The 21,802-nt window shown below is 66.9% G+C and carries 26 protein-coding genes; 17 read left to right on the top strand and 9 right to left on the bottom strand.

The features are described 5' to 3' along the window. Nucleotides 1-6 precede the first annotated feature (6 nt). From RAC97_RS00490 to RAC97_RS00415, 16 genes are all read left to right on the top strand, one after another. Nucleotides 7-261, top strand: a complete 255-nt coding sequence (locus RAC97_RS00490; protein ID WP_375099879.1) for an acyl carrier protein — start codon at nt 7-9, stop codon at nt 259-261. Next, complete coding sequence (locus RAC97_RS00485; protein ID WP_375099880.1) at nt 258-803, top strand: hypothetical protein; 546 nt, start codon at nt 258-260, stop codon at nt 801-803. Before RAC97_RS00490 ends, RAC97_RS00485 begins: the two co-directional genes overlap by 4 nt. Beyond that, nucleotides 800-2,479 (top strand): AMP-binding protein, encoded by a 1,680-nt coding sequence (locus RAC97_RS00480; RefSeq protein ID WP_375099881.1) that lies wholly within the window; start codon nt 800-802, stop codon nt 2,477-2,479. The genes RAC97_RS00485 and RAC97_RS00480 overlap by 4 nt, the downstream gene beginning before the upstream one ends. Further along, nucleotides 2,472-3,206: a glycosyltransferase family 2 protein gene (locus RAC97_RS00475; protein ID WP_375099882.1), complete on the top strand. Its 735-nt coding sequence runs from the start codon at nt 2,472-2,474 to the stop codon at nt 3,204-3,206. The genes RAC97_RS00480 and RAC97_RS00475 overlap by 8 nt, the downstream gene beginning before the upstream one ends. Then, the gene (locus tag RAC97_RS00470) at nt 3,203-4,141 is read left to right on the top strand and encodes a glycosyl transferase (RefSeq protein WP_375099883.1); all 939 of its coding nucleotides are present in this window, start codon (nt 3,203-3,205) and stop codon (nt 4,139-4,141) included. The genes RAC97_RS00475 and RAC97_RS00470 overlap by 4 nt, the downstream gene beginning before the upstream one ends. Then, entirely contained in the window at nt 4,122-5,666 is a 1,545-nt protein-coding gene (gene hutH, locus RAC97_RS00465) for a histidine ammonia-lyase (protein ID WP_375099884.1), read from the top strand. The genes RAC97_RS00470 and hutH overlap by 20 nt, the downstream gene beginning before the upstream one ends. Beyond that, nucleotides 5,659-6,084, top strand: a complete 426-nt coding sequence (locus RAC97_RS00460; RefSeq protein ID WP_375099885.1) for an acyl-CoA thioesterase — start codon at nt 5,659-5,661, stop codon at nt 6,082-6,084. The genes hutH and RAC97_RS00460 overlap by 8 nt, the downstream gene beginning before the upstream one ends. Before the next feature lie 119 nt (nt 6,085-6,203). Then, complete coding sequence (locus RAC97_RS00455) at nt 6,204-6,782, top strand: outer membrane lipoprotein carrier protein LolA (RefSeq protein ID WP_375099886.1); 579 nt, start codon at nt 6,204-6,206, stop codon at nt 6,780-6,782. Next, the gene (locus RAC97_RS00450; protein WP_375099887.1) at nt 6,766-9,093 is read left to right on the top strand and encodes an MMPL family transporter; all 2,328 of its coding nucleotides are present in this window, start codon (nt 6,766-6,768) and stop codon (nt 9,091-9,093) included. The genes RAC97_RS00455 and RAC97_RS00450 overlap by 17 nt, the downstream gene beginning before the upstream one ends. Next, nucleotides 9,090-9,827 (top strand): class I SAM-dependent methyltransferase, encoded by a 738-nt coding sequence (locus tag RAC97_RS00445; protein ID WP_375099888.1) that lies wholly within the window; start codon nt 9,090-9,092, stop codon nt 9,825-9,827. Before RAC97_RS00450 ends, RAC97_RS00445 begins: the two co-directional genes overlap by 4 nt. After that, nucleotides 9,824-10,309 carry a hypothetical protein gene (locus RAC97_RS00440; RefSeq protein WP_375099889.1) on the top strand — a complete coding sequence of 162 codons (486 nt, stop codon included), beginning with the start codon at nt 9,824-9,826 and terminating at the stop codon, nt 10,307-10,309. The genes RAC97_RS00445 and RAC97_RS00440 overlap by 4 nt, the downstream gene beginning before the upstream one ends. Continuing rightward, a complete protein-coding gene (locus RAC97_RS00435) occupies nt 10,306-11,499 on the top strand; it encodes a beta-ketoacyl-[acyl-carrier-protein] synthase family protein (RefSeq protein ID WP_375099890.1) in 1,194 nt (397 codons plus the stop codon). Before RAC97_RS00440 ends, RAC97_RS00435 begins: the two co-directional genes overlap by 4 nt. Then, on the top strand, nt 11,496-11,966 hold the full coding sequence (locus RAC97_RS00430; RefSeq protein WP_375099891.1) for a 3-hydroxylacyl-ACP dehydratase: 471 nt from the start codon (nt 11,496-11,498) through the stop codon (nt 11,964-11,966). The genes RAC97_RS00435 and RAC97_RS00430 overlap by 4 nt, the downstream gene beginning before the upstream one ends. Continuing rightward, nucleotides 11,959-12,687, top strand: a complete 729-nt coding sequence (fabG, locus tag RAC97_RS00425) for a 3-oxoacyl-ACP reductase FabG (RefSeq protein WP_375099892.1) — start codon at nt 11,959-11,961, stop codon at nt 12,685-12,687. Before RAC97_RS00430 ends, fabG begins: the two co-directional genes overlap by 8 nt. Beyond that, entirely contained in the window at nt 12,687-13,913 is a 1,227-nt protein-coding gene (locus RAC97_RS00420) for a beta-ketoacyl-ACP synthase (protein ID WP_375099893.1), read from the top strand. The genes fabG and RAC97_RS00420 overlap by 1 nt, the downstream gene beginning before the upstream one ends. Nucleotides 13,914-13,944: 31 nt before the next feature. Next, a complete protein-coding gene (locus tag RAC97_RS00415; protein WP_375099894.1) occupies nt 13,945-14,748 on the top strand; it encodes a hypothetical protein in 804 nt (267 codons plus the stop codon). Here the strand turns inward: RAC97_RS00415 and RAC97_RS00410 are convergent. Further along, complete coding sequence (locus tag RAC97_RS00410) at nt 14,705-15,628, bottom strand: LysR substrate-binding domain-containing protein (RefSeq protein ID WP_375099895.1); 924 nt, start codon at nt 15,626-15,628, stop codon at nt 14,705-14,707. The genes RAC97_RS00415 and RAC97_RS00410 overlap by 44 nt on opposite strands. A 210-nt stretch (nt 15,629-15,838) precedes the next feature. Here RAC97_RS00410 and RAC97_RS00405 point away from each other — a divergent pair, with 210 nt between their 5' ends. After that, nucleotides 15,839-16,996 (top strand): MFS transporter, encoded by a 1,158-nt coding sequence (locus RAC97_RS00405; RefSeq protein WP_375099896.1) that lies wholly within the window; start codon nt 15,839-15,841, stop codon nt 16,994-16,996. A gap of 133 nt (nt 16,997-17,129) precedes the next feature. Here the strand turns inward: RAC97_RS00405 and RAC97_RS00400 are convergent, their stop codons facing one another. The 8 genes from RAC97_RS00400 to gspG all read right to left on the bottom strand — a co-directional run bounded on the left by RAC97_RS00400 (nt 17,130) and on the right by gspG (nt 21,802). Continuing rightward, nucleotides 17,130-17,477: a YgiW/YdeI family stress tolerance OB fold protein gene (locus tag RAC97_RS00400; protein WP_375099897.1), complete on the bottom strand. Its 348-nt coding sequence runs from the start codon at nt 17,475-17,477 to the stop codon at nt 17,130-17,132. Nucleotides 17,478-17,547: 70 nt separating this feature from the next. Beyond that, nucleotides 17,548-17,991, bottom strand: coding sequence for a type II secretion system protein GspM (gspM, locus tag RAC97_RS00395; protein WP_375099898.1), 444 nt, complete (start codon nt 17,989-17,991; stop codon nt 17,548-17,550). Nucleotides 17,992-18,014: 23 nt separating this feature from the next. After that, a complete protein-coding gene (gene gspL / locus RAC97_RS00390; protein WP_375099899.1) occupies nt 18,015-19,127 on the bottom strand; it encodes a type II secretion system protein GspL in 1,113 nt (370 codons plus the stop codon). Further along, entirely contained in the window at nt 19,124-19,978 is an 855-nt protein-coding gene (locus RAC97_RS00385; protein WP_375099900.1) for a general secretion pathway protein GspK, read from the bottom strand. The genes gspL and RAC97_RS00385 overlap by 4 nt, the downstream gene beginning before the upstream one ends. Next, nucleotides 19,975-20,568: a type II secretion system minor pseudopilin GspJ gene (gspJ, locus tag RAC97_RS00380; protein WP_375099901.1), complete on the bottom strand. Its 594-nt coding sequence runs from the start codon at nt 20,566-20,568 to the stop codon at nt 19,975-19,977. The genes RAC97_RS00385 and gspJ overlap by 4 nt, the downstream gene beginning before the upstream one ends. Further along, nucleotides 20,555-20,929, bottom strand: coding sequence for a type II secretion system minor pseudopilin GspI (gspI, locus tag RAC97_RS00375; RefSeq protein WP_375099902.1), 375 nt, complete (start codon nt 20,927-20,929; stop codon nt 20,555-20,557). The genes gspJ and gspI overlap by 14 nt, the downstream gene beginning before the upstream one ends. Next, nucleotides 20,910-21,359 (bottom strand): prepilin-type N-terminal cleavage/methylation domain-containing protein, encoded by a 450-nt coding sequence (locus RAC97_RS00370; protein WP_375099903.1) that lies wholly within the window; start codon nt 21,357-21,359, stop codon nt 20,910-20,912. Before RAC97_RS00370 ends, gspI begins: the two co-directional genes overlap by 20 nt. Further along, nucleotides 21,356-21,802, bottom strand: coding sequence for a type II secretion system major pseudopilin GspG (gene gspG, locus RAC97_RS00365; RefSeq protein ID WP_375099904.1), 447 nt, complete (start codon nt 21,800-21,802; stop codon nt 21,356-21,358). Before gspG ends, RAC97_RS00370 begins: the two co-directional genes overlap by 4 nt.

The raw sequence follows: 21,802 nt of genomic DNA, 5'->3' as shown, positions 1-21,802 counted from the left end.
CGCACCATGCAAAACCGTGAAGACATCTTCAACATCCTGCGCGACGCCCTGGTCGAGCTGTTCGAATTGGAACCCGAGCGCATCACCCTGCAAGCCCACCTGTACCAGGACCTGGAAATCGACAGCATCGATGCGGTCGACCTGATCGACCATATCAAGCGCCAGACCGGCAAGAAGATCGCCGCCGACGATTTCAAGGCAGTGCGTACCGTAGGCGATGTGGTCGAAGCGGTGCACCGCCTGGTCAACCCGGCGGCATGAGACGCCTGGTCGGCCTCGGCCTGCTGTTGGCCGGCGTGCTGTACCCGTTCGCGGTGCATTTCGGCATGGCCCATTTCGCCCCCTGGCAGTTCGCCGTGCTGCTCGGCGGGCTGTGGCTGGCCCGCGCGCTGAAGACCCCGCGCCACACCCACGACCTGTGCATGGCCGTGGCGGCGCTGGCGTTCTGCGTGCTGCTGGGGCTGTCCGACAGCCCGCAGCTGCTGCGCTGGTACCCGGTATTGATCAACGCCTTCATGCTGGTGTGGTTCGGCAGCAGCCTGCTGCACGGCATGCCGGTGGCCGAGCGCCTGGCGCGCCTGCGCGAGCCGCAACTGCCGGCGCAAGGTGTGCGCTATACGCGCCGGGTCACCCAGGTGTGGTGCCTGTTCTTTCTGGTCAACGGGCTGATCGCCGCCGGCCTGACACTGTGGGCGCCGCTGGCCTGGTGGACCCTTTACAACGGCCTGCTCGCCTATGCCGCGATGGGCCTGCTGTTCGTTGGCGAATGGCTGGTTAGAGAACGCGTGCGAGGACGCTCATGAACTGGATCAACCTCGAGCATCTGTTGCAACCCGTAGAATCGCCACGGCTGGTCACCCAGGCTCCGCCCCTGGACCACGCCCAATGGCGCCTGCAAGCCCTGCGCCTGGCTGCTGGCCTGCAACGACGCGGCGTGCAGCGCATGGCCCTGCACTTGGAAGACGCCGCCGACCTTGCCACCGCGCTATTCGGTGCCTGGCGCGCAGGCGTCGAGGTGCTGCTGCCGGCCGACCTGCAACCTGCCACCCGTGAGCGTTGGCACAACCAGGTCGACCTGTGGCTCAGCGACCAGCCCGGCGACACCAGCCTTGCCAGCCTGCTCGACGAAGCCCTCGCCCCTGCCGACCTGGACCTCGACACCTGCCGCATCAGCCTGTGCACCTCAGGCTCCAGCGGCGAGCCCAAGCGCATCGACAAGCACCTGCGCCTGCTGGCCAACGAAGTGAGCGCCCTGGAGCAGTTGTGGGGGAAAGACCTGGGCGATGCCTGGGTGATCGGCAGTGTCGCCACCCAGCACATCTACGGCCTGTTGTTCCGCGTGCTGTGGCCGCTGTGCGCCGGGCGCGGCTTCGAGCGCCGCCAGCTGCCCTTCCCCGAAGACCTGCAACGCGCCAGCCGCACACATGCAGCCTTCGCCTGGGTCGCCAGCCCGGCCTTGCTCAAGCGCATGGGCGACAACCTCGACTGGCCGGCCCTGAGCCCGGTGCGGCGAGTGTTTTCCTCCGGTGGCGAGCTGCCAGGCGCCGCTGCGGCGAGCCTGCACCAGCGCCTTGGCCAGTGGCCCACGGAGATTCTCGGCAGCTCGGAAACCGGCGGTATCGCCTGGCGCCAAGGCCCTGCGCCCTGGCAGCCGTTCGCCGATGTGCAATTGAGCCAGGACGAGCATGGTGCCCTGCGCATCGCCTCGCCCTACCTGCCCATCGGGCACACCGAGCAGGGCGCCGATGCGGTCGAGTTCGACAGCGACGGGCGCTTCCGCCTGCTGGGGCGGCTCGACCGCATCGTCAAGCTGGAGGAAAAACGAATCTCCCTGCCCATGCTCGAACAGGCCCTGTGCAGCCACCCGTGGGTCGCCGAGGCGCGCCTGGGAGTGCTCGAGGAAGGCCGTGCCTACCTGGGCGCGCTGGTGGCGCTCAGCCCTCTTGGCGTGCATGCCTTGCGCAGCCAGGGCAGACGCGCCCTGCTCGAAGACCTGCGCCGGCATCTGGCTGCGCACTGCGAGGCGCTGGCCTTGCCACGCCGCTGGCGACTGCTGCGCCAACTGCCTTTCAACGCCCAGGGCAAGCTGCCCAACGCCACCCTGCTGGCCCTCCTGCAAGCCCCGCGCAGCATGGCCCCGGAGCTGCTCGAGCAGGCCATGGAAGGCGAGGCGTTGCAGTTGCGCCTGGCCGTACCGCCAGACCTCGCCTGCTTCACCGGGCACTTTCCCACCAGCCCGGTACTGCCCGGCGTCGTGCAGGTCGACTGGGCCATCGCCCTGGCCAAGGCGCACCTGCAATTGCCGCCACGTTTCGTCGGCATGGAAGTGCTCAAGTTCCAGCAGCTGGTACGCCCGGGCGACGAGCTGCTGCTGACCCTGCGTTTCGATGCCGGGCGCAGCAAGCTGTACTTCACCTACACCTGCGCCGGGCAGCCGTGCTCCAGCGGCCGGGTCATCCTGGAGGCTCCTCGTGCATAAGCCCTGTGCGGTGATCCCGGTCTTCAACCACGAACAGGCCGTGCCCAAGGTGGTGGAAGACCTGCTGCGCGCCGGCCTGCCCTGCGTACTGGTGGACGACGCCAGCCATGCCCCCTGCGCGCTCGTATTGGGCCAGCTGGCCCAGCGTGACGACGTTTACCTGGTGACCCTGGCCGTCAACCAGGGCAAGGGCGGCGCGGTGATGGCCGGCCTGCGCGAAGCTTCCAGGCTCGGCTTCAGCCATGCTTTGCAGGTAGATGCCGACGGCCAGCACGACCTGGCCGATGTAAGCCGCTTCCTCGAGCAATCCCAGGCGTTTCCTCAGGCGCTGGTGTGCGGCTACCCGCAATACGACGCCAGTGTTCCCAAGGGCCGCCTGTACGCGCGCTACCTGACCCACGTGTGGGTGTGGATCAACAGCCTGTCGCTACAGATACCTGACTCGATGTGCGGCTTTCGCGTGTACCCGCTGCCGGTGACCCTGGCGCTGATCGACCGCGTGCGCCTGGGCCGGCGCATGGATTTCGATCCGGAGATTCTGGTGCGCCTGTCATGGCGCGGGCAGCCCATGCGCTGGCTGCCGACCCGGGTGCACTACCCTCAGGACGGCCTGTCGCATTTCCGCCTGTTCCACGACAACGCGCTGATCTCCAAGATGCACGCCAAGCTGTTCTTCGGCATGCTCGTGCGCGCCCCATGGATCCTCTGGCGCAGGTGGCGCACATGAGCCAGCAGCCCGAACATTGGGCAGCGCACCAGGAGCGCGGCAACTTCTGGCTGATGAAGCTCACCGCCACCCTGGCGCGGGTGCTGGGCCGGCGCGTGCTCAGCCCGCTGATCCACGTGATCGTCGCCTATTTCTTCGCCTTTGGCGCCCGTGCCCGGGGCAGCGCCTGGCAGTACCAGCAGCACCTGCACCAGTGGAGTGCCGGGCAGACCGGGGCACCCAGCCACTGGCAGGTGTTCCGCCAGTTCATGGCCTTCGCCGATTCCCTGCTCGACAAACTCGATGCCTGGAATGGCCGATTGCGTCTCGACCAGATCGACATCGTCGACCCGGCCGACCTGCGCCAGCAGATGCGCGGCGCCCGCGGCCAAATGCTGGTGGGCGCACACCTGGGCAACCTGGAGGTGTGCCGCGCCCTGGCCGAACTGGGCGAGCAGGTGACCATGAACGTGCTGGTGCACACACGCCATGCCGAACAGTTCAACCGCTTGCTGGGCGAAGCCGGGGCCAGCCACCTGCGGCTGATCCAGGTCAGCGAGCTGGACCCGGCGGTGATGCTGCAACTGAGCGAGCGTCTGGAGCGCGGCGAATGGCTGGCGATTGCCGGCGACCGTGTGCCACTGCACGGCGGGCGTACCGTCGAGGTGGACTTCCTCGGCAAACCGGCACGGCTGCCCCAAGGCCCGTGGCTGCTGGCCGGGATGCTCGAATGCCCGCTCAACCTGCTGTTCTGCCTCAAGCACCAGGGCCGCTACCAGATCACCCTGGAGCCGTTCGCCGAGCGCCTGCAATGGCGCCGCGGCCAGCGCGACGCGGTGATCAAGGCGTGGGCGGCGCGCTACGCCGAACGCCTGGGGCATTACTGCCGCCAGGCGCCGCTGCAATGGTTCAATTTCTACCCCTTCTGGAAGAGCGATGACGATGCATCCGCATGAGCCCGTGACCTTCGGCGAAACGCCGCTGACAATCGAAGATGTCCTGGCCGTGGCCGAACGCCGCGCACCGTCGCGCCTGCAGGACGATGCCCCGTACCGTGAACGCATCGCCCGCGGCGCACGCTTTCTCGACACCCTGCTGCACAAGGAAGGGGTGATCTACGGCGTCACCACAGGCTATGGCGACTCCTGCGTGGTGGCCGTGCCGCTGGAGCATGTCGAAGCGCTGCCGCGTCATCTCTACACCTTCCATGGCTGCGGCCTGGGGCGCCTGCTCGACGCACAGGCCACCCGCGCGGTGCTGGCGGCGCGCCTGCGCTCATTGAGCCACGGCATGTCCGGTGTGCGCCTGGAGCTGCTGGAACGCCTGCAAGCGTTCCTCGAACACGACATCCTGCCGCTGATTCCCGAAGAGGGCTCGGTGGGCGCCAGTGGCGACCTGACGCCCCTGTCGTACGTGGCCGCCACCCTTTCGGGCGAACGTGAAGTGATGTACCAGGGCGAGCGACGCACCAGCGCCGACGTGCACCGCGAGCTGGGCTGGCAGCCCCTGGTGCTGCGGCCCAAGGAAGCCCTCGCGCTGATGAATGGCACTGCGGTAATGACCGGCCTGGCTTGCCTGGCCTACGCCCGCGCCGACTACCTGCTCAAGCTGGCCACGCGCATCACCGCGCTCAATGTCATCGCCCTGCAAGGCAACCCCGAGCACTTCGATGAACGCCTGTTCGCCGCCAAGCCGCACCCAGGCCAGACCCAGGTGGCCGCCTGGCTGCGCCAGGACCTGGCCATCGACGCGCCGCTGCCCTCGCTGCACCGCCTGCAAGACCGCTACTCGCTACGCTGCGCACCTCACGTGCTGGGCGTGCTGGCCGACAGCCTGGGCTGGCTGCGCGGGTTCATCGAGACCGAGCTGAACAGCGCCAACGACAACCCAATCATCGACGGCGACGAAGAGCGCGTGCTGCACGGCGGGCACTTCTATGGCGGGCATATCGCCTTCGCCATGGACAGCCTCAAGACCCTGGTGGCCAACGTCGCCGACCTGCTCGACCGTCAGCTCGCGCTGCTGGTGGACGTGCGCTACAACCATGGCCTGCCCAGCAACCTCTCGGGCGCCGAGGCCGACCGCGCGATGATCAACCACGGCTTCAAGGCCGTGCAGATCGGCGCCAGCGCCTGGACCGCCGAAGCCCTCAAGCAGACCATGCCGGCCAGTGTGTTCTCGCGCTCCACCGAGTGCCACAACCAGGACAAGGTGAGCATGGGCACTATCGCCGCACGCGATGCCCTGCGCGTGCTGGAGCTGACCGAGCAGGTGGCGGCCGCGACGCTGCTGGCAGCCCACCAGGGCGTATGGCTGCGCACCCGCCAAGCCGACGCACGGCCACTGCCACCGCCCTTGGCGCAGATGCACGAAGCACTGCTGGGCGACTTCGCCCCCGTCATCGAGGACCGCGCCCTGGAACACGAACTGCGACTGTGCCTGGCACGTATCGGCCAGCGCCACTGGAGGCTGCATGCGTAACCCTGGGGTGTTCCACGTCGACAGCGAGGTGGTCGTGCCATTTTTCGACGTGGACAGCATGCACATCGTCTGGCACGGGCATTACGTGAAATATCTGGAGGTCGCCCGCTGCGCGCTGCTCGACCGTCTGGCGCACAACTACCGGCAAATGCAGGCAAGCGGATATGCATGGCCGGTGATCGACCTGCAGGTGCGCTATATCCGCGGCGCCACCTTCGGCCAGCGCCTGAACGTGCGCGCCAGCCTGGTGGAATGGGAGAACCGCTTGAAGATCCACTACCTTATCAGCGATGCCCAGACCGGCGAGCGCATGACCCGCGCCAGCAGCGTGCAGGTGGCGGTGCATATCGAAAGCGGCGAGATGCAGCTGGCCTCGCCGCAGGTGATGCTCGATGCCGTGGCCAAGGTGTTGGCATGAGCCTGGTTTTTTGCGCTGAAGCCACCGGCCTCTTCGCGGGTAAACCCGCTCCCACAGGCACCGCGCAACCTGTGGGAGCGGGTTTACCCGCGAAGAGGCCAGCCGCCTCAACAGTGCTAATGGCTCTGCTGCTGATGCTCGCCAGCCCCCTGACCCAGGCCTTCACCCTCGACGACCTGCAACGCCAGCTCAGCGAACCCGCCGTGGTCACTGGCCCGTTCATCCAGGAAAAACACCTGCGCGCGCTGCCCCAGCCGCTGCAAAGCAAAGGCCGCTTCGTCCTCGCTCGCGACCATGGCCTGCTGTGGCTGCTGCAAACGCCGGTGCGCCAGGACTACCGCATCACCGACAAGGGTATCGCCCGACGCGACCCCAGCGGCTGGCAGCCTCTGCCCAGCGCCAGCGCCGCCACCGAGCAGAACCGCCTGTTCTTCGCTGTCCTGCAAGGCGACAGCAGCGGCCTGCAACGGGATTTCGACCTGAACCTCACAGGCGCCCCCCAGCACTGGCAACTGCGCCTGAGCCCACGCTCGCTGCTGCTCAAGCAGGTGTTCACGCACATCGACATCAGCGGCGGGCGTTTCGTCGAGCGCATCGAGCTGAACGAAACCCAGGGCGACCGTACACTGCTGCGCATGCCTGAAAGCACGGGTGCAGCCAACCTGGACGACGCGCAGCGCAATGACTTTGCCAACTGAACGCCTGCTGCCGCGCCTGTTCGTGGCCCTGCTGCTGGTGATGCTGGCCGTCGCCGGCTGGCAGTGGCGCCACGGCGCGCCGCTGTCGGCCGACCTGATGACCCTGGTGCCGGGCGCCAGCGAAGATGCACGGGTCAAACAAGCCGAGCAACGCATGCAGCAACCGCTCAACCGCGAACTGCTGTTGCTGGTCGGTCACCCCGAGCGCGAGCGGGCCGTCGCCCAGGCCCAGGCATTGGCCGGGCAGTGGCAGGCCAGCGGGCTGTTCGAGACGGTGCAGTGGAGCCTGCAAACCGACTTGCAAGCGGTGCGTGCGCAGCTGCTGCAAGGGCGCCTGGCCATGCTCTCGCCCGCCGACCGCCAGGTACTGGCCGAACAGCCAGAGCGCTTCATCGAGCAACGCCTGCAAAGCCTGTTCGACCCCTTCGCCGGCTTCAGCCTGGTGCCCAGCCAGGATGATTGGCTCGGGCTGGCCGGGCGTATCCAGCACAGCCTGCCAAAGCCTGTGAACGTGCAGCTGGACACCGCCAGTGGCGCGCTCTATGCCAAAGCCGACGGCCAGCAATGGGTGCTGTTGCGTGCCCGCACCCAGGCCGACGCCTTCGACCTGCGCCTGCCGTTGCAGGTGGCCGAGCTGCTCGCCAGCAGCCGCGCCGAAGCCCAGCGCCACGGCGTACAGCTACTGGCCGCCAGTGGCCTGCTGCATGCAGCCGCGGGCCAACAGCAAGCCAGCCGAGAAATCAGCTGGGTGGGTGGCGGTGCCAGCGTGGGCATCCTGCTGCTGTTGCTGCTGACCCTGCGCCGCTGGCGCGCATTGCTGGCCTTCGTGCCGGTGCTGGTGGGCATACTGTTCGGCGCGGTGGCCTGCGTGGCGTTGTTCGGCCAGATGCACGTGATGACCCTGGTGCTCGGCTCCAGCCTGATTGGCGTTGCGGTCGACTACCCGCTGCACTACCTGTCGAAAAGCTGGAGCCTGCGCCCGTGGCTGAGCTGGCCTGCGCTGCGGCTGACCCTGCCGGGCCTGAGCCTGAGCCTGGCGACCAGTTGTATCGGCTACCTGGCCCTGGCCTTCACGCCGTTCCCGGCCCTGACCCAGATCGCCGCGTTCTCCGCCGCCGGGCTGCTAGGCGCCTACTTGAGCGCGGTTTGCCTGCTGCCAGCGCTGCTCGATGGCGTCGAACTGAAGCCGGCGCAGTGGCCGCTGCGCATCGCCCAATGCCTCACCCAACTGCGAGCACGCCTGCTGCAAAAAGTACCCAGCGGCGCGCTGTTGGTGCTCGTACTGCTGTTCTGTGCCTCGGGCCTCTGGCAGTTGGAAAGCCGCAACGACATCCGCCAGTGGGTCGCCAGCCCGCCCGAGCTGCTGGATGAAGCCCAGGCGGTGGCGCGCATCACCGGCTACCAGCCCACCAGCCAGTTCTACCTGGTGCGTGCCAGCGACCTGCAACAGCTGCTGGAACGCCTGCAGGCCCTGGGTGGCCAGCTTGATGAACTGGTCGCCCTGGGCAAGCTCAAGGGCTACCTGTCCCTCGCCCAACTGCTGGCCAGCCCCGCGGAGCAGGCAAGCATGCGTCAGGCCCTGCTGGCATTGCCCGAGCACTGGCAGCCGCTGCTGGCACTGGGCGTTCCGCAAGCTGCGCTGGAAGCGGAAGTTGAGCAGCTGCGCCAACTGCCGACACTGGGCATCGACGAAGCGCTGGCCGGCCCGCTGGCCGAAGCCTGGCGCCCGTTGTGGCTCGGCCAGACCGCGAACGGCGTGGCCGCCATCGTCAGCTTGCAGGGCCTGGGCGACAGCGCCTTGCTGCGCTTGCAGAGCGACGGCCTGCCCGGCGTACAGCTGGTGGACCGGCTGGGCGAGCTGAACCAGCTGTTCGCCGCCACCCAGGTCAGCGCTGCCGAGCTCAAGCTGCTGTCGTGCGTGTTGATCCTGGTGCTCCTGGTACTGCCGTTCGGCCTGCGCGGCGCATTGCGCATCGTCGCCCTGCCGCTGCTGGCTGCGCTGTGCAGCCTGGCGAGCCTGGCCTGGCTGGGGCAGCCACTGACCCTGTTCAGCCTGTTCGGCCTGCTGCTGGTAACGGCGATCAGCGTGGACTACGCGATCCTCATGCACGAACGCATCGGCGGCGCCGCGGTGAGCCTGCTGGGCACGCTGCTGGCCGCACTGACCACCTGGTTGTCGTTCGGCCTGCTGGCGCTGTCCAGCACCCCGGCGGTCAGCAATTTCGGCCTGGCGGTAAGCCTGGGCCTGGTATTCAGTTTCCTCCTGGCCCCCTGGGCCGCACCACGCGAAGGAGCGCACGTACACCCATGAATGTCCGCCAACAGCCTTACCTGAGCGACACCTACGTCGAAGAGACGCGCATCGGCTTCTGGTTCCTGCGCAGCCACACCTGGCAGCACCATGTGCTACGGGTGGCCATCGACGACCTGCGCCGCCTGTTCGACGGCCCGCTGCCCCAGGCGCCGGTACTGCTCGATGCCGGTTGCGGCCAGGGCCGCTCGTTCAAGCACCTGCACCGGGTATTCGCCCCGGCACGCCTGCTAGGCACCGATGCCGACCCGCACAGCCTCGCGCTGAGCGCCGCAGAGGCGGACCGACTGGGCCTTGAAGTGGAACTGCGGGGCAGCGACTGCGCCGACTTGCAGTTCCCCGATGCCAGCGTGGATATCCTGTTCTGCCACCAGACCTTCCATCACTTGGTCGAGCAGGAAAAAGCGCTTGCCGAGTTCTACCGGGTGCTCAAGCCCGGCGGCTACCTGCTGTTCGCCGAATCCACCGAGGCCTATATCGATACCTGGGTGATCCGATGGCTGTTCCGCCATCCGATGCACGTGCAAAAGAGCGCCGATGGCTACTTGCAGATGCTTCGCGAGCAGGGCTTCCAGTTCAGCCCGCGCAACGTCTCCTACCCTTATCTATGGTGGAGCCGGGCCAAGGACTTCGGCCTGCTCGAACGCCTCGGCCTGCGCCAGCCGCCACCGGTTGGCCAGCGCGAGGAAACCCTGGTCAACGTAGTGGCGCGCAAGCCCCTGGAGCCGACATGAAAACCTGGCTGGCCGCCCTGTTGTGCCTGGTGCTGACGGCCTGCGCCGCCCAGGCGCCATTGCCCGAGCGCTTGCCGACGCTGGTGCTGCCGAATTCGTTGCACGTGGTGCGTGAGCAGGCTGGCCAACGTCTGGACTGGCTGCTGGTGATACAGGGTGAAGGCCAGCAGCTGCGCTGGTCGCTGCTCGATTTGCTGGGCGTGCCCCAGGCCCGCCAGTTGCTCGAGGGCGAACACTGGAAGGCCGACGGCCTGCTGCCCCCCAACCCCGCCGCGCGTGAACTGTTCGCCGCCGTACTGTTCGCCCTGACCCCGGCACAACAGCTGGCCCAGCTGTACCCGCAAGCCAAGCAAAGCGGCCAGCGACGCTGGCTGGGCGAGCGCTGGCAGGTCAGCTACCAGGCAGCCGGGCGCTTCACCTTGAACCTTGGCCAGGGCCTGCGTTATGAAGTCAGCCCACTGCCCCGCGAGAGCACACCATGACCGCCTTCCTCAATGCCCTCGGTGTGGTCTGCGCCCTCGGCCGTGGCCAGGCACAAGTGGCCAAGCGGCTGTTCGCGGGCGATAGCGCCGGCATGCAACCGCAGGCCGGCTGGGTACCCGGACGCCAGCTCCCGGTCGGGGAGGTGGTGGGCCAACTGCCCGCGCTGCCGCTGCCTGAGCAACAAAGCCGCAACAACCAGTTGCTGTACTGCGCAGCCCTGGAAATCGAGCCAGCCATTCACCAGGCCATCGCCCAGTATGGCCCCGCGCGGGTTGGCGTGGTGCTGGGCACCAGCACCTCCGGTATCGCCGAGGCCAGCGCCGACATCGCCCACTACTTGAATCACGGGCAACTGCCCACGCGTTACCGCTATGACCAGCAGGCCCTCAGCGCCCCGGCCGACTTCCTCGCCGACTGGCTGCACCTGAGTGGCCCGGCCTATGTGATTTCCACCGCCTGCACCTCCAGCGGTCGTGCGCTGCTCAATGCCCGCCGCCTGCTCGACCTGGGCCTGTGCGATGCGGTGCTGTGCGGTGGCGTCGACAGCCTCTGCGGCTTGACCCTCAACGGTTTCAGCGCTCTGGAGGCGGTCAGCGAGCAGCGCTGCAACCCGTTCTCGGCGAACCGCAGCGGCATCAACATCGGCGAGGCGGCGGCGCTGTTCGTGATGACCCGCACACCCAACCCGAGCGGCCCGCGCATCGCCCTGCTCGGCGCAGGCGCCAGCTCCGACGCCCACCATATCTCGGCCCCCGACCCCAGCGGCAAAGGCGCCTTGCAGGCCATGGCCAAAGCACTGGACAATGCAGGCATTGAGCCATCACTGATCGATTACCTTAACCTGCATGGCACCGCCACCGCGCACAACGACGCCATGGAAAGCCTGGCCGTACACGACCTGTTCGGTGCTGGCTTGCCGTGTTCCTCGAGCAAGCCGCTGACCGGCCATACGCTGGGCGCCGCTGGGGCGCTGGAGGCGGCCTTCTGCTGGTTGAGCCTGAGCGAGCACAACCCGCAGGGCCAACTGGTGCCGCATGTATGGGACGGCCAGGCCGACCCGCAACTGCCAACGCTGAACCTGACCGATGGCAGCCAGCGCCTGCCCCGCGGCAGGGCTCGCCACCTGATGAGCAATTCGTTCGCCTTCGGTGGCAACAATGTAAGCCTGATTCTCGGAGACACCCCATGATTGCCTGGCCCGTGGCCGAACTACTGCCCCACGCGGGCGACATGATCCTTATCGATCAGGTCGACAGCTGCGACGAGGAACAGATCCACACCCGCGCAACCGTGCGCCCCGGCGGGCTGTTCAACCGCGAGGACGGCAGCCTGCCGGCCTGGTTGGGCCTGGAGTTGATGGCCCAGAGCGTGGCCGCCTATGCCGGCTGTCGCGCACGTCGCCTGGGCCAGACGGTGGAGCTGGGCTTCCTGGTCGGTACGCGCCAGTTTGAATGCGATGTCGAGCACTTCCCTGCCGGTGCCGAGCTGCACATCCATGCGCAGCGCTCGCTGGAGGACGACAACGGCATGGGTGTGTTCGAATGCCACCTGCGCGGCCCTGGCCTGCACGCCAGCGCGCGCCTGAACGTGTATCGCCCGCCACAGGCGGCCAGCTACCTGGCCGAAGCGGGCCCTGAGGAGTCCCACCATGACTGACACCATTCTGGTCACCGGCTCCAGCCGGGGCATCGGCCGGGCCATCGCCCTGCGCCTGGCACAGGCCGGCTTCGACCTGGTGTTGCATTGCCGCAGCGGCCGCGCCGAGGCCGACGCCGTCGCCGCCCAGGTGCAGGCCCTGGGCCGCCAGGCGCGGGTGTTGCAGTTCGACGTGGCCGACCGCGCTGCCTGCAAGGCCGTGCTGGAGGGTGACGTGGAAAGCCACGGCGCTTACTACGGCGTGGTGTGCAACGCCGGCCTGACCCGCGACGGCGCTTTCCCGGCGCTGAGCGAGGAAGACTGGGACCAGGTGCTGCGTACCAACCTCGATGGTTTCTACAACGTCCTGCACCCGGTGATGATGCCGATGATCCGCCGCCGCGCGCCGGGCCGTATCGTCTGCATCACCTCGGTTTCCGGGCTGATCGGCAACCGTGGCCAGGTCAACTACAGCGCCTCCAAGGCCGGCGTCATCGGCGCCGCCAAGGCTCTGGCCATCGAGCTGGGCAAGCGCCGTATCACCGTGAACTGCGTGGCACCCGGGCTGATCGACACGGCCATGCTCGATGAAAACGTGCCGGTCGAAGACCTGTTGAAGATGATCCCGGCGGGACGCATGGGCACCCCGGAAGAAGTCGCCGGTGCGGTGAACTTCCTGATGTCGCCCGAGGCAAGCTACATCACCCGGCAGGTACTGGCGGTGAACGGGGGGCTGTGCTGATGCGCCGCGTCGTCGTCACCGGCATGGCCGGCATCACTGCCCTGGGCAACGACTGGGCAACCATCGCCGGGCAGTTCGCGGCCCAGCGCAGCGGCATCCGCCGCATGGACGAATGGGACCGCTTCGAAGAAATGAACACCCGCCTGGCCGGCCCCATCGATGACTTCCAGGTGCCTGGCCATTGGACCCGCAAGCAGTTGCGCAGCATGGGCCGGGTTTCGCGCCTGGCGGTGGCCGCTGCCGAGCGCGCCCTGGCCGACGCCGGGCTGCTGGACGATGCGAGCATTCGCGATGGGCGCATGGGCGTGGCCTGCGGTTCGTCCACCGGCAGCACCGACGAGATCAAGGCCTTCGGCAACATGCTGCTCAATTCGGTGGCCGATGGCCTGAACGCCAACTCCTACGTGCGCATGATGCCGCACACCACGGCGGCCAACATCAGCATCTTCTTCGGCCTGACCGGGCGGCTGATCCCCACCTCCAGCGCCTGCACCAGCGGCAGCCAGGGCATCGGCTACGCCTATGAAGCGATCAAGTACGGGCGCCTGCCGATGATGCTCGCCGGCGGCGCCGAAGAGCTGTGCCCCACCGAGGCCATGGTGTTCGACGCGCTGTACGCTACCAGCCTGAAGAACGACACCCCGCACTTGAGCCCACGCCCCTACGACCTGGCCCGCGATGGCCTGGTGATCGGCGAAGGCGGCGGCATGCTGGTGCTCGAGGAGCTCGGGCACGCCCAGGCGCGTGGCGCGCGCATTCATGCAGAGATCGTCGGCTTCGGCAGCAACGCCGACGGCCAGCACACCACCCGCCCAGAACAAGCCACCATGCGCCGGGCCATGGAACTGGCGCTGGAAGATGCCAACCTCGCGCCCGAGGCGATCGGCTACGTCAACGGCCATGGCACCGCCACCGAACAAGGCGACATCGCCGAGACCCAGGCCACCAGCAGCCTGTTCGGCCCGCGTAAGCCCATCAGCTCGCAGAAAAGCTTCCTCGGCCACACCCTGGGCGCCTGTGGCGCGCTGGAGTCGTGGTTCAGCATCGAGATGATGAACAGCGACCAGTACGTGCCCACCCTGAACCTCGACCACGTCGACCCGCGCTGCGGCGAACTGGACTACCTGCAAGGCCAGTTCCGCGCGATGCAGCACGAGCACGTGATGAACAACAACTTCGCCTTTGGCGGGGTCAACACCTCGTTGATCTTCCGTCGCTGGCGCTGATTATTTTTTGACTACTCCTGGAGTGAAAGGAATGACTCGGTTCCACCGCCTATTCGCCGTGCTGGCCATGGCCCTGCTGTTCACAGGCTGCACCAGCAAGCCCGTCTACAACGCCAAGGAGCAGTTCTCCGGCAACCTCAACTTCACCGACGACCAGATGAAACGCGCCATCGTCACCGCCCTGAACGACCGCCAGTGGATCGTGCAGTCGGTGCGCCCAGGCATGGTCAAGGCCGAGATCACCGTGCGCGGCCGCCACCACGCCGAGGTCGATATCCCCTACAGCCCCACCGAGTTCCAGGTGGTGTACCGCAGCAGCTGGGGCCTGGACTACGACGACGGCAAGATCCATGGCAACTACAACCGCTGGGTCAACCGGCTGCGCGACAACATCCTCAAGGAGCTGTCGTTCGACCCGTACGTCGAGCAACTGAACAGCAAGGGCTTCGTCAACCAGGGCGTGGACGAACCCACCTACCTGAGCTTCCGCGAAGGGGTGAAGCGCGCGACCCAAGCCGGCGTGCTCGACGGCAGCGTGAAGTTCTACCTGGCCGGCGAAGCCCTGCCCGCCTCCACCCGCACCCTGAACCCGGTGAGCAGCAGCCGCAAGACCAACGGCAGCAACAAGAGCGACATCGATGCCTGCTACTGGGCCCTGCAATCGGCCCTGGCAACCCTGCAGAATGCGGCGCGCAAGGCCGACGCCAATGCCGTGGTGAACATCGCCAGCGTCGACCAGCGCAACCTGTACAAGGACACCGAGAAGTTCCAGTGCCGCGCCGGCACGTTGATTACGTCGGTGGCGCTGCGCGGCGACCTGGCCCAGGTGGACTGACCCCGCCCAGCAGCTCGGCGAAGGCCCTGGCCATCGCCGAGCCCGCGCCCGCCCGCTGCACCAGCCACACGGCGGTGTCGGCGCCTTCGTCCAGCAGCGTGCGATAGACCACACCGTCGATGCGTATGCGCTGGAACGACGCTGGCAACACCGACACCCCCAGCCCCGCCGACACCAAGCCGATGATGGTCAACGCCTCGCCCGCCTCCTGGGCGAAGTGCGGGCTGAACCCTGCCTTGCCGGCCAGGCTCATCAACTGCGCGTGCAAGCCGCTGCCATAGCTGCGCGGAAAGAACACGAACGGCTCCTGGGCCAGCGCCGCCATGTACACGCCCTGTTCGCTGCCCACTGCCAGCGGGTGCGAGGCATTGAGCACGGCCACCAGCGGCTCGCGGAACAGTTCGCTGACCACCAGCCCCTCCGGCACCGACAGCGGGCGCATCAAGCCAACCTCGATGGACTCGTCGAACACCCCCTCCACCACTTCCCGACTGCTCATTTCCGTGAGGTGCAGGTGCACCGACGGGAAGCGTTGGCGGAAGGCGTGGATCGCCTGGGGGATACGCGAGGTGAAAGGGGCCGAGGAGGTGAAGCCGATCTTCATCTCGCCCAGCTCGCCCAACTGCGCGCGACGCGCCACATCGGCAGCCTTGTCGACCTGGGCCAACACCTGGCGCGCTTCGTCCAGGAACAGCCGCCCGGCCTCGCTAAGCTCGACCCGACGGTTGGTGCGATCGAACAGGCGCGCGCCCAACTCCTGCTCCAAGGCCTGGATCTGCTGGCTCAGCGGTGGCTGGGAAATGCCCAGCTGCTGGGCGGCGCGGCCGAAGTGCAGTTCTTCGGCCACGGCGATGAAATAACGCAGATGACGCAGCTCCATGGCGGGCTCCAAACAAGTCGCAGAACCTATCAAATAGGTCGAACAATATATTGGATCTAATCATTAGGCGGCTATATGCTTTTTTCCAGTCGCATTACCGGCCTCGCGCCATGAGGTACCCTCGTGAAATCCGCCATAGCCCCCCTTTCCATTGCCCCCGAGCCTGCCCCGCTGAACGACATATGGATTGAGAAAGGCACTCCTGCCTTCATGAAGACCGTGCTGGCGCTGTTCAGCGGCGGCTTCGCCACTTTCGCCCTGCTGTATTGCGTGCAGCCGATGATGCCGCTGCTGTCGCAGGAGTTCTCGATCAATGCCGCGCAGAGCAGCCTGGTGCTGTCGGTGTCCACCGGCATGCTGGCCATCGGTCTTTTGATTACCGGGCCGATTTCCGACCGCATCGGACGCAAGCCAGTGATGGTCTTCGCATTGCTGTGTGCCGCGCTGTCGACCATGGCCAGCGCAATGATGCCCAGTTGGGAACTGCTGCTGGCCACGCGCGCGCTGGTGGGCCTCTCGCTGAGCGGTCTGGCGGCGGTGGCGATGACCTACCTGAGCGAGGAGATCCACCCGCAGCACATTGGCCTGGCCATGGGTCTGTACATTGGTGGCAATGCCATTGGCGGCATGAGTGGACGCCTGATCCTCGGCGTGCTGATCGACTTCGTGAGCTGGCACACGGCGATGCTGGTGATGGGCGGTCTGGCACTACTGGCCGCGGTGGTGTTCTGGAAAGTGCTGCCCGAGTCGCGCAACTTCCGCAGCCAGGCCCTGAACCCGCGCAGCCTGCTGGATGGCTTCACCACGCACTTCAAGGACGCCGGGCTGCCCTGGCTGTTCCTCGAAGCCTTCCTGCTGATGGGCGCATTCGTCACTCTGTTCAACTACATCGGCTACCGCCTGCTGGCCGAGCCCTATCACATGAACCAGGCGCTGGTGGGGTTGCTGTCGGTGGTGTACCTGTCAGGCATCTACAGCTCCGCTCAAGTGGGCGCGCTGGCCGACCGGCTGGGACGACGCAAGGTGTTCTGGGCGAGCATCGTGGTGATGGCCGGCGGCATGCTGATGACGCTGGCCAGCCCACTGGCAATGGTGATCGTCGGCATGCTGGTGTTCACCTTCGGCTTCTTCGGCGCGCACTCGGTGGCCAGTAGCTGGATCGGCCGCCGCGCCTTGAAGGCCAAGGGGCAAGCGTCGTCGCTCTACCTGTTCTGCTATTACGTGGGTTCAAGTATCGCCGGGACGGCGGGAGGGGTGTTCTGGCATTACGCGGGGTGGAATGGCATCGGGCTGTTTATCGGCAGCTTGCTGGCGGTGGCGTTGGCGGTGGCGTTGCGGCTTAGCCGGTTGCCTGCCAAGACCCAGTGACGCGGCTCGCTGCGGTGTATGGCACCGGCTCTGCCGGTGTTCGCGGGTAAACCCGCTCCCACAGGTACCCCGCTGACTCTGGAACCAGCGGGGTACCTGTGGGAGCGGGTTTACCCGCGAATGGGCTGTCAAATCACTTGATGATTTCGACGATATCCACATCCACTTCACGGCTCATCAGGTGCTTCTCCACCTCGCCGGTGAGCTTGACCTTGGTCTTTTCATCGAACGGGGTCGGCGGCAGGTCTTCGTTGTCGATCTCGACCGTGATGGTGCCGGTGTTGTCCTTGAACTCGTATTTGTCGTCGTTATCGATCTTCTTGGTCACGAAGCCTTGCAGCACCACAGGGGTGTCGTCGGCGGCTTCGTTGGCGGCAGCGACGGTGCTCACCGCCTGCGCGCCAGGGCCGGTGTAGCTGGAGGCCAGGGCGGCGGTGCTGAACAGTGGCGCGAGGATCAGGGCGAGGTAACGGGCTTTCATGGCGTGGTTCCTGTGTGGGTTTCGATGGGTGCAGGTTAGCGCCGTCGGCTGAAGCCAAACTTAATGGCAATCACCCATCATCGAGGGTCAGTCCGATACGCGCCTGCAACTGGTCGTCGGCTGCCTGCAGGCGGATCTCGCTCAAGGCAGCGCCATCCTGTTCCAAGGCCTGGAGCCAACTCATCAAGGTCTGTGGCGGCCCCTGCACGGTCATCGTCAACTGCTGGCCGTTGCTGTGCAGGTCGACGGTAGCCAGGCCACCGGCCTGCGCCCGCTCGCTCAGCCGCGCGGCGCTCAAGACAGTGCCAGCCTGTTGCGCCACCATCGGGGTGCCCGACAGGCGCGACAAGTGCTGGGCCAGCACCCGCTCCTGACGCAAGAGCGTCTCAGCCTGCTCCAGGCGTTGCTGGCCCGGTAGCCACAGCCCCTGCCAAGCCACCAGCATTGCCAAGCCCCAGGCAGCGGCCTTGAACGCCGAGCGGCGCCTGGGTGGAATCTGCTGCCACTGCCCCACCCACCGATCACCTATGCCGAGCCTCACTGCCCTGCCTCCCAGACCAATGTCGCGCTGACCCGCTGCGCATCCTGGCGCGCCTGCCCGACCTGCACGCCGGGCAAGCGCTCGCGCAAACGCTCCAGGTCAGCGAAGCCTTGGGCGACTACCTCGACCCGCCAGCCTTGGCCGGCCGTGCGCTCGGCCTGCTCGATCCACAGGCCGCTGCTTTCCACCAACGGCTCGCTCAACAGCGCCAGGCGCTGCATCGAGGTGATCGGCAGCGGGCGTTGCGTCAGTTCGATGACCTGGCGCGCCAGATCGGCACGCGGTGGTTGGTCCGGCGCCCAATGCGCAAAAACGCGCAAGTTGTCCTGATGCAACTGCGCGGTTTGCTGCTCAAGCCAACCTGCACGCCAGTGATCAGCCAGGCATACCATCAGCCCGGCCAGCAGGCAGCCCGCCAGCAGCCCCTGCCAAGGCACGGACAGCACAGCTGTCGGCGCGAACGCTCCCTGGCGCAGGTCGATGGCCTGCGTCCGGCCTTCCCAGAGCATGGCGAATGCACCGGCAACCGGTTGGCAGGCGATGCCTGGCACCACTTGCCCAGGTTCTGCCAGCCAAGCCACCTCGGGCAACGAAGCGGCCAGCACCTCGGCAGCCGCCGGGCCGAGCGCCAGGCGCTGGTGCTTCAGCCCCCCCAACAGCCAGCGCCCCTCCAGCCACAGGGCGGTGGGACCAGCAGAGGCCAGAAGGTCGGCATCGACCAGTACAGCCTGGGGCTCGATGCCCTGCGCGCGGACCCAGGCCAGCAGTTGCTCAAGGCACGCGCGCTCGACCGCCAGGCAAGGGCGCGAGCGGCTTTCGTCCGCCTCGCCGAACGCCAGGTGAAGCGCCTCCAGAGGTGTGGCCAGCCGCTCTTCCACGGCAAAGGCCAGGGCCTCTCGACCAGGCCGACGCCCCGGCAGCGGGCCGGTCTGGCAATAGGCGAACAGCTCCATCGGCAACACCAGTGCCACACCCTGCCCAGCCAACGCCGCCAGCTCATCCAACCGAGATCGGTACATCGAGCCGTCGGGGCGGCGAACCAAGGCAGGCCAGCTCGCCTGCGCCGAGCCCACCCCTTCGGGCAGAAGGTATACCGCGTACTCACTCATTCGATACCTGCTTTTCGTACTGTGGAAAACGCGCGCCGCAACACCCGTAGTCGCTTCGTTTCGAAGTCCATCTCCACTTCGCTGTACAGAAACATGCGCCGCCCTTCGAGGTCGGCCTGCAAGGTCACGCCGAACCACCGGCTGCCCACCGCCAAGCCCCGCCCGGTAGCGACCTGGCCGTCGAGCAACGGGCTCTGGAGAAACGCCTGTACGCTGGCATGGCCATCCTCGGGACGCGCTTCGACCAACTGCCGCGCGCTAGCCGACGTCACCCCCTCCAATGCAGTGAGCACGCGCTCATCGGCAGTGTTGATGTTCAAACCTGCCTGCGCAGGCAGCACCGTCACCCAGGGCCTGAGGCGCGCAAGCACCCCGGCATCGACGCCAGGCAGCTCCCTCAGTTGGCTGACGTCGAAGAAGGGTTGCCCGTGCAACGCGGCGAGGTCGGGAGGCGTGACGCCCAAAGCACCGCACAGGCGCTGCCAGCGCTCGAGCAACACCGGGTCCGGCGTGCGGTTGCGGGTCAGCGCCGCGAGGTTGAAGCGTGCCGCCAGGTCCTCGGCCTGCACCCGCAGGTGCACGCCGCCCAGGCTGAACCGCTGTGGCTGCGCCCAAGGTTGCCTGCCGTGAACCACCCGCATTTCCTCCCGCAAGCGCTCGCGCAGCGAGGCCAGCGCCCGGTGCTCCGCCGCCACCAGCAATTGCAGGCCACGCGAGGCCTCGGATTGCTGCGCAACACTGGCGATCAACAGCTGATGACTGCGCAACATGCCGGCGACCAGCATCACCACCAGCGCCATGACCAGCAGCACGGTGATCAGCGCCAGGCCTTGTTGCCGTTTCCCTCTCACAGGCTCGTCCCCGCCAGTGGCAGCACGCGACGAACCTGCTGCACCCGCTCGGTGGACAAGGTGATCTCGACGGCAGCCGGCGGTGCATCCACGCCCGCTGCGCCAGGCCAGTCGGCCTGCCAGCCCGTCCCTGGCACGAAGATCCGCCAACGCAGGCTGGTGACGCCCTCGAGCAGACGCTGTGCACGCCCCTCACCCTTCGCGAGCGTACTGCGTTTGCGCCACAGCACGCCGTCAGCCAGCCAGTACTGGGTCAGGCGCAGGTCGCTGTGGGGTTGCAGATGGCCATCGTAGCCGTTGCTCGACATCCAGCTCAGCCGATGCCCCTGCAACGCCAGGCCATAGTTGTGCTTCTTCAGCGTAGAGGGAAAAAACCCCTGCAAGGCATCGCGCTGCAGCAGGCCCATGGCCCTGGCCAGGCTGCGTACCTCAGCGGCCTGGGATTGCCGGGCCAGGTCGGTACGCACCAACGCATCGAACAACCGTGTGCTGCCCGCGGCCAGCAAGGCGAAGATCGCCACGGCCAGCAGCAGCTCGAACAGCGTGAAGCCACGCTGTCTGCGCTTGGCGAGCGGCTCAGTCCGGTTCACGGGTCAACTCCAGCCAGCCATTGGCCTGGTGCAGTACCTGGCCGTCCGCGGCATGGGCGACCCGTACCTCGACCAGCAGGCCCCCCGCTTCAGGCCGGCGCCGCTCCTCCAGTCGCCAGCGCCGCTCGGCGAAATCGGCGGTGAGCGTGCGCTGGCCCGGCCCTGGCGTAGCCTGAAGACGCATTTCAGTGAGGTGGTTGTCCGCCACCCAACTGGCGTAAAGCCGGTCGCGCAGTTGATGCGACTGCACCAGCATATGCTGCATCGCCAGGCTCGCCGCCGATGCCAACACAGCGAAGATCGCCAACGCGACCATCACCTCCAGCAAGGTGAAGCCCCGCTCAGCAGCCGAGTTGCGCATTGAGACCATCACTGAGCACGCAGGCCAGGGCCTCGTCGGCCTGGATGAAAGACAAGGTGAACGGCACATGCTCTTCATCGCCGGCCAGCACCAATCGGGCAGGCTCGTGCGAAGCCTGTGCGTCGTCCAGGCGCAGCCGCAGCACCAACTCGCTCGACTGCGTTTTGCCGTGCGCATGCCAGCCCTGCTCGGTCAACCGCGACAGTCGGTAGCCGTGCGCGTCGACCTGAATGCCAAGGGTCTGCCCCTGCAACATGGCCTGTTCGCGCACATGGTCGAAGAATTGCAGGAACAGCTGCGCCTCCTGCGCCGCCATGCGCTGCGCATTGCGCGTTGGCGCAAGCCCGGCCATGCCGATCACCACCCCCAGCACCGCCAGCACCAGCAGCAGTTCCAGCAAGGTGAAGCCACGATTGCCTCGCAGCTTCATTGCGACCAATTGCCGATCTCGGCATCCAGCCCCTCGCCGCCCGGCTGGCCGTCGGCGCCGAAGGAATAGAGGTCGAAACCCTGGTTGGAACGGGTACCAGGGCTCAGGTATTGATACGGGGTGCCCCAGGGGTCGACGGGCATGCTCTTGAGGTAGCCCTGGGCATTCCATAGCCGTGGCAGCGGCGCCTGTGTCGGGCGCGTCACCAGTGCCTCAAGGCCCTGCGCAGTGGTCGGGTAGCGGCCATTGTCGAGGCGGTAGATTTCCAGCGCGGTAGAGACCGATTGCAGGTCGGTACGTACCGCAGTGGCCTTGGCGTGGTCCGGGCGGCTCATGACGTTGGGCAGTACCAGGCCGCCCAGTACGCCCAGGATAATGACCACCACCATGATTTCGATAAGGGTGAAACCGCCCTGTCGACGGCGAGAAGTGCGAGGGGACAT

The sequence above is a fragment of the Pseudomonas sp. LS_2 genome, from assembly GCF_042709235.1.
GTDB lineage: Bacteria > Pseudomonadota > Gammaproteobacteria > Pseudomonadales > Pseudomonadaceae > Aquipseudomonas.
Note: the sequence above shows the minus strand (reverse complement) of the source record. Positions and strands in the feature narration are given on the sequence as shown.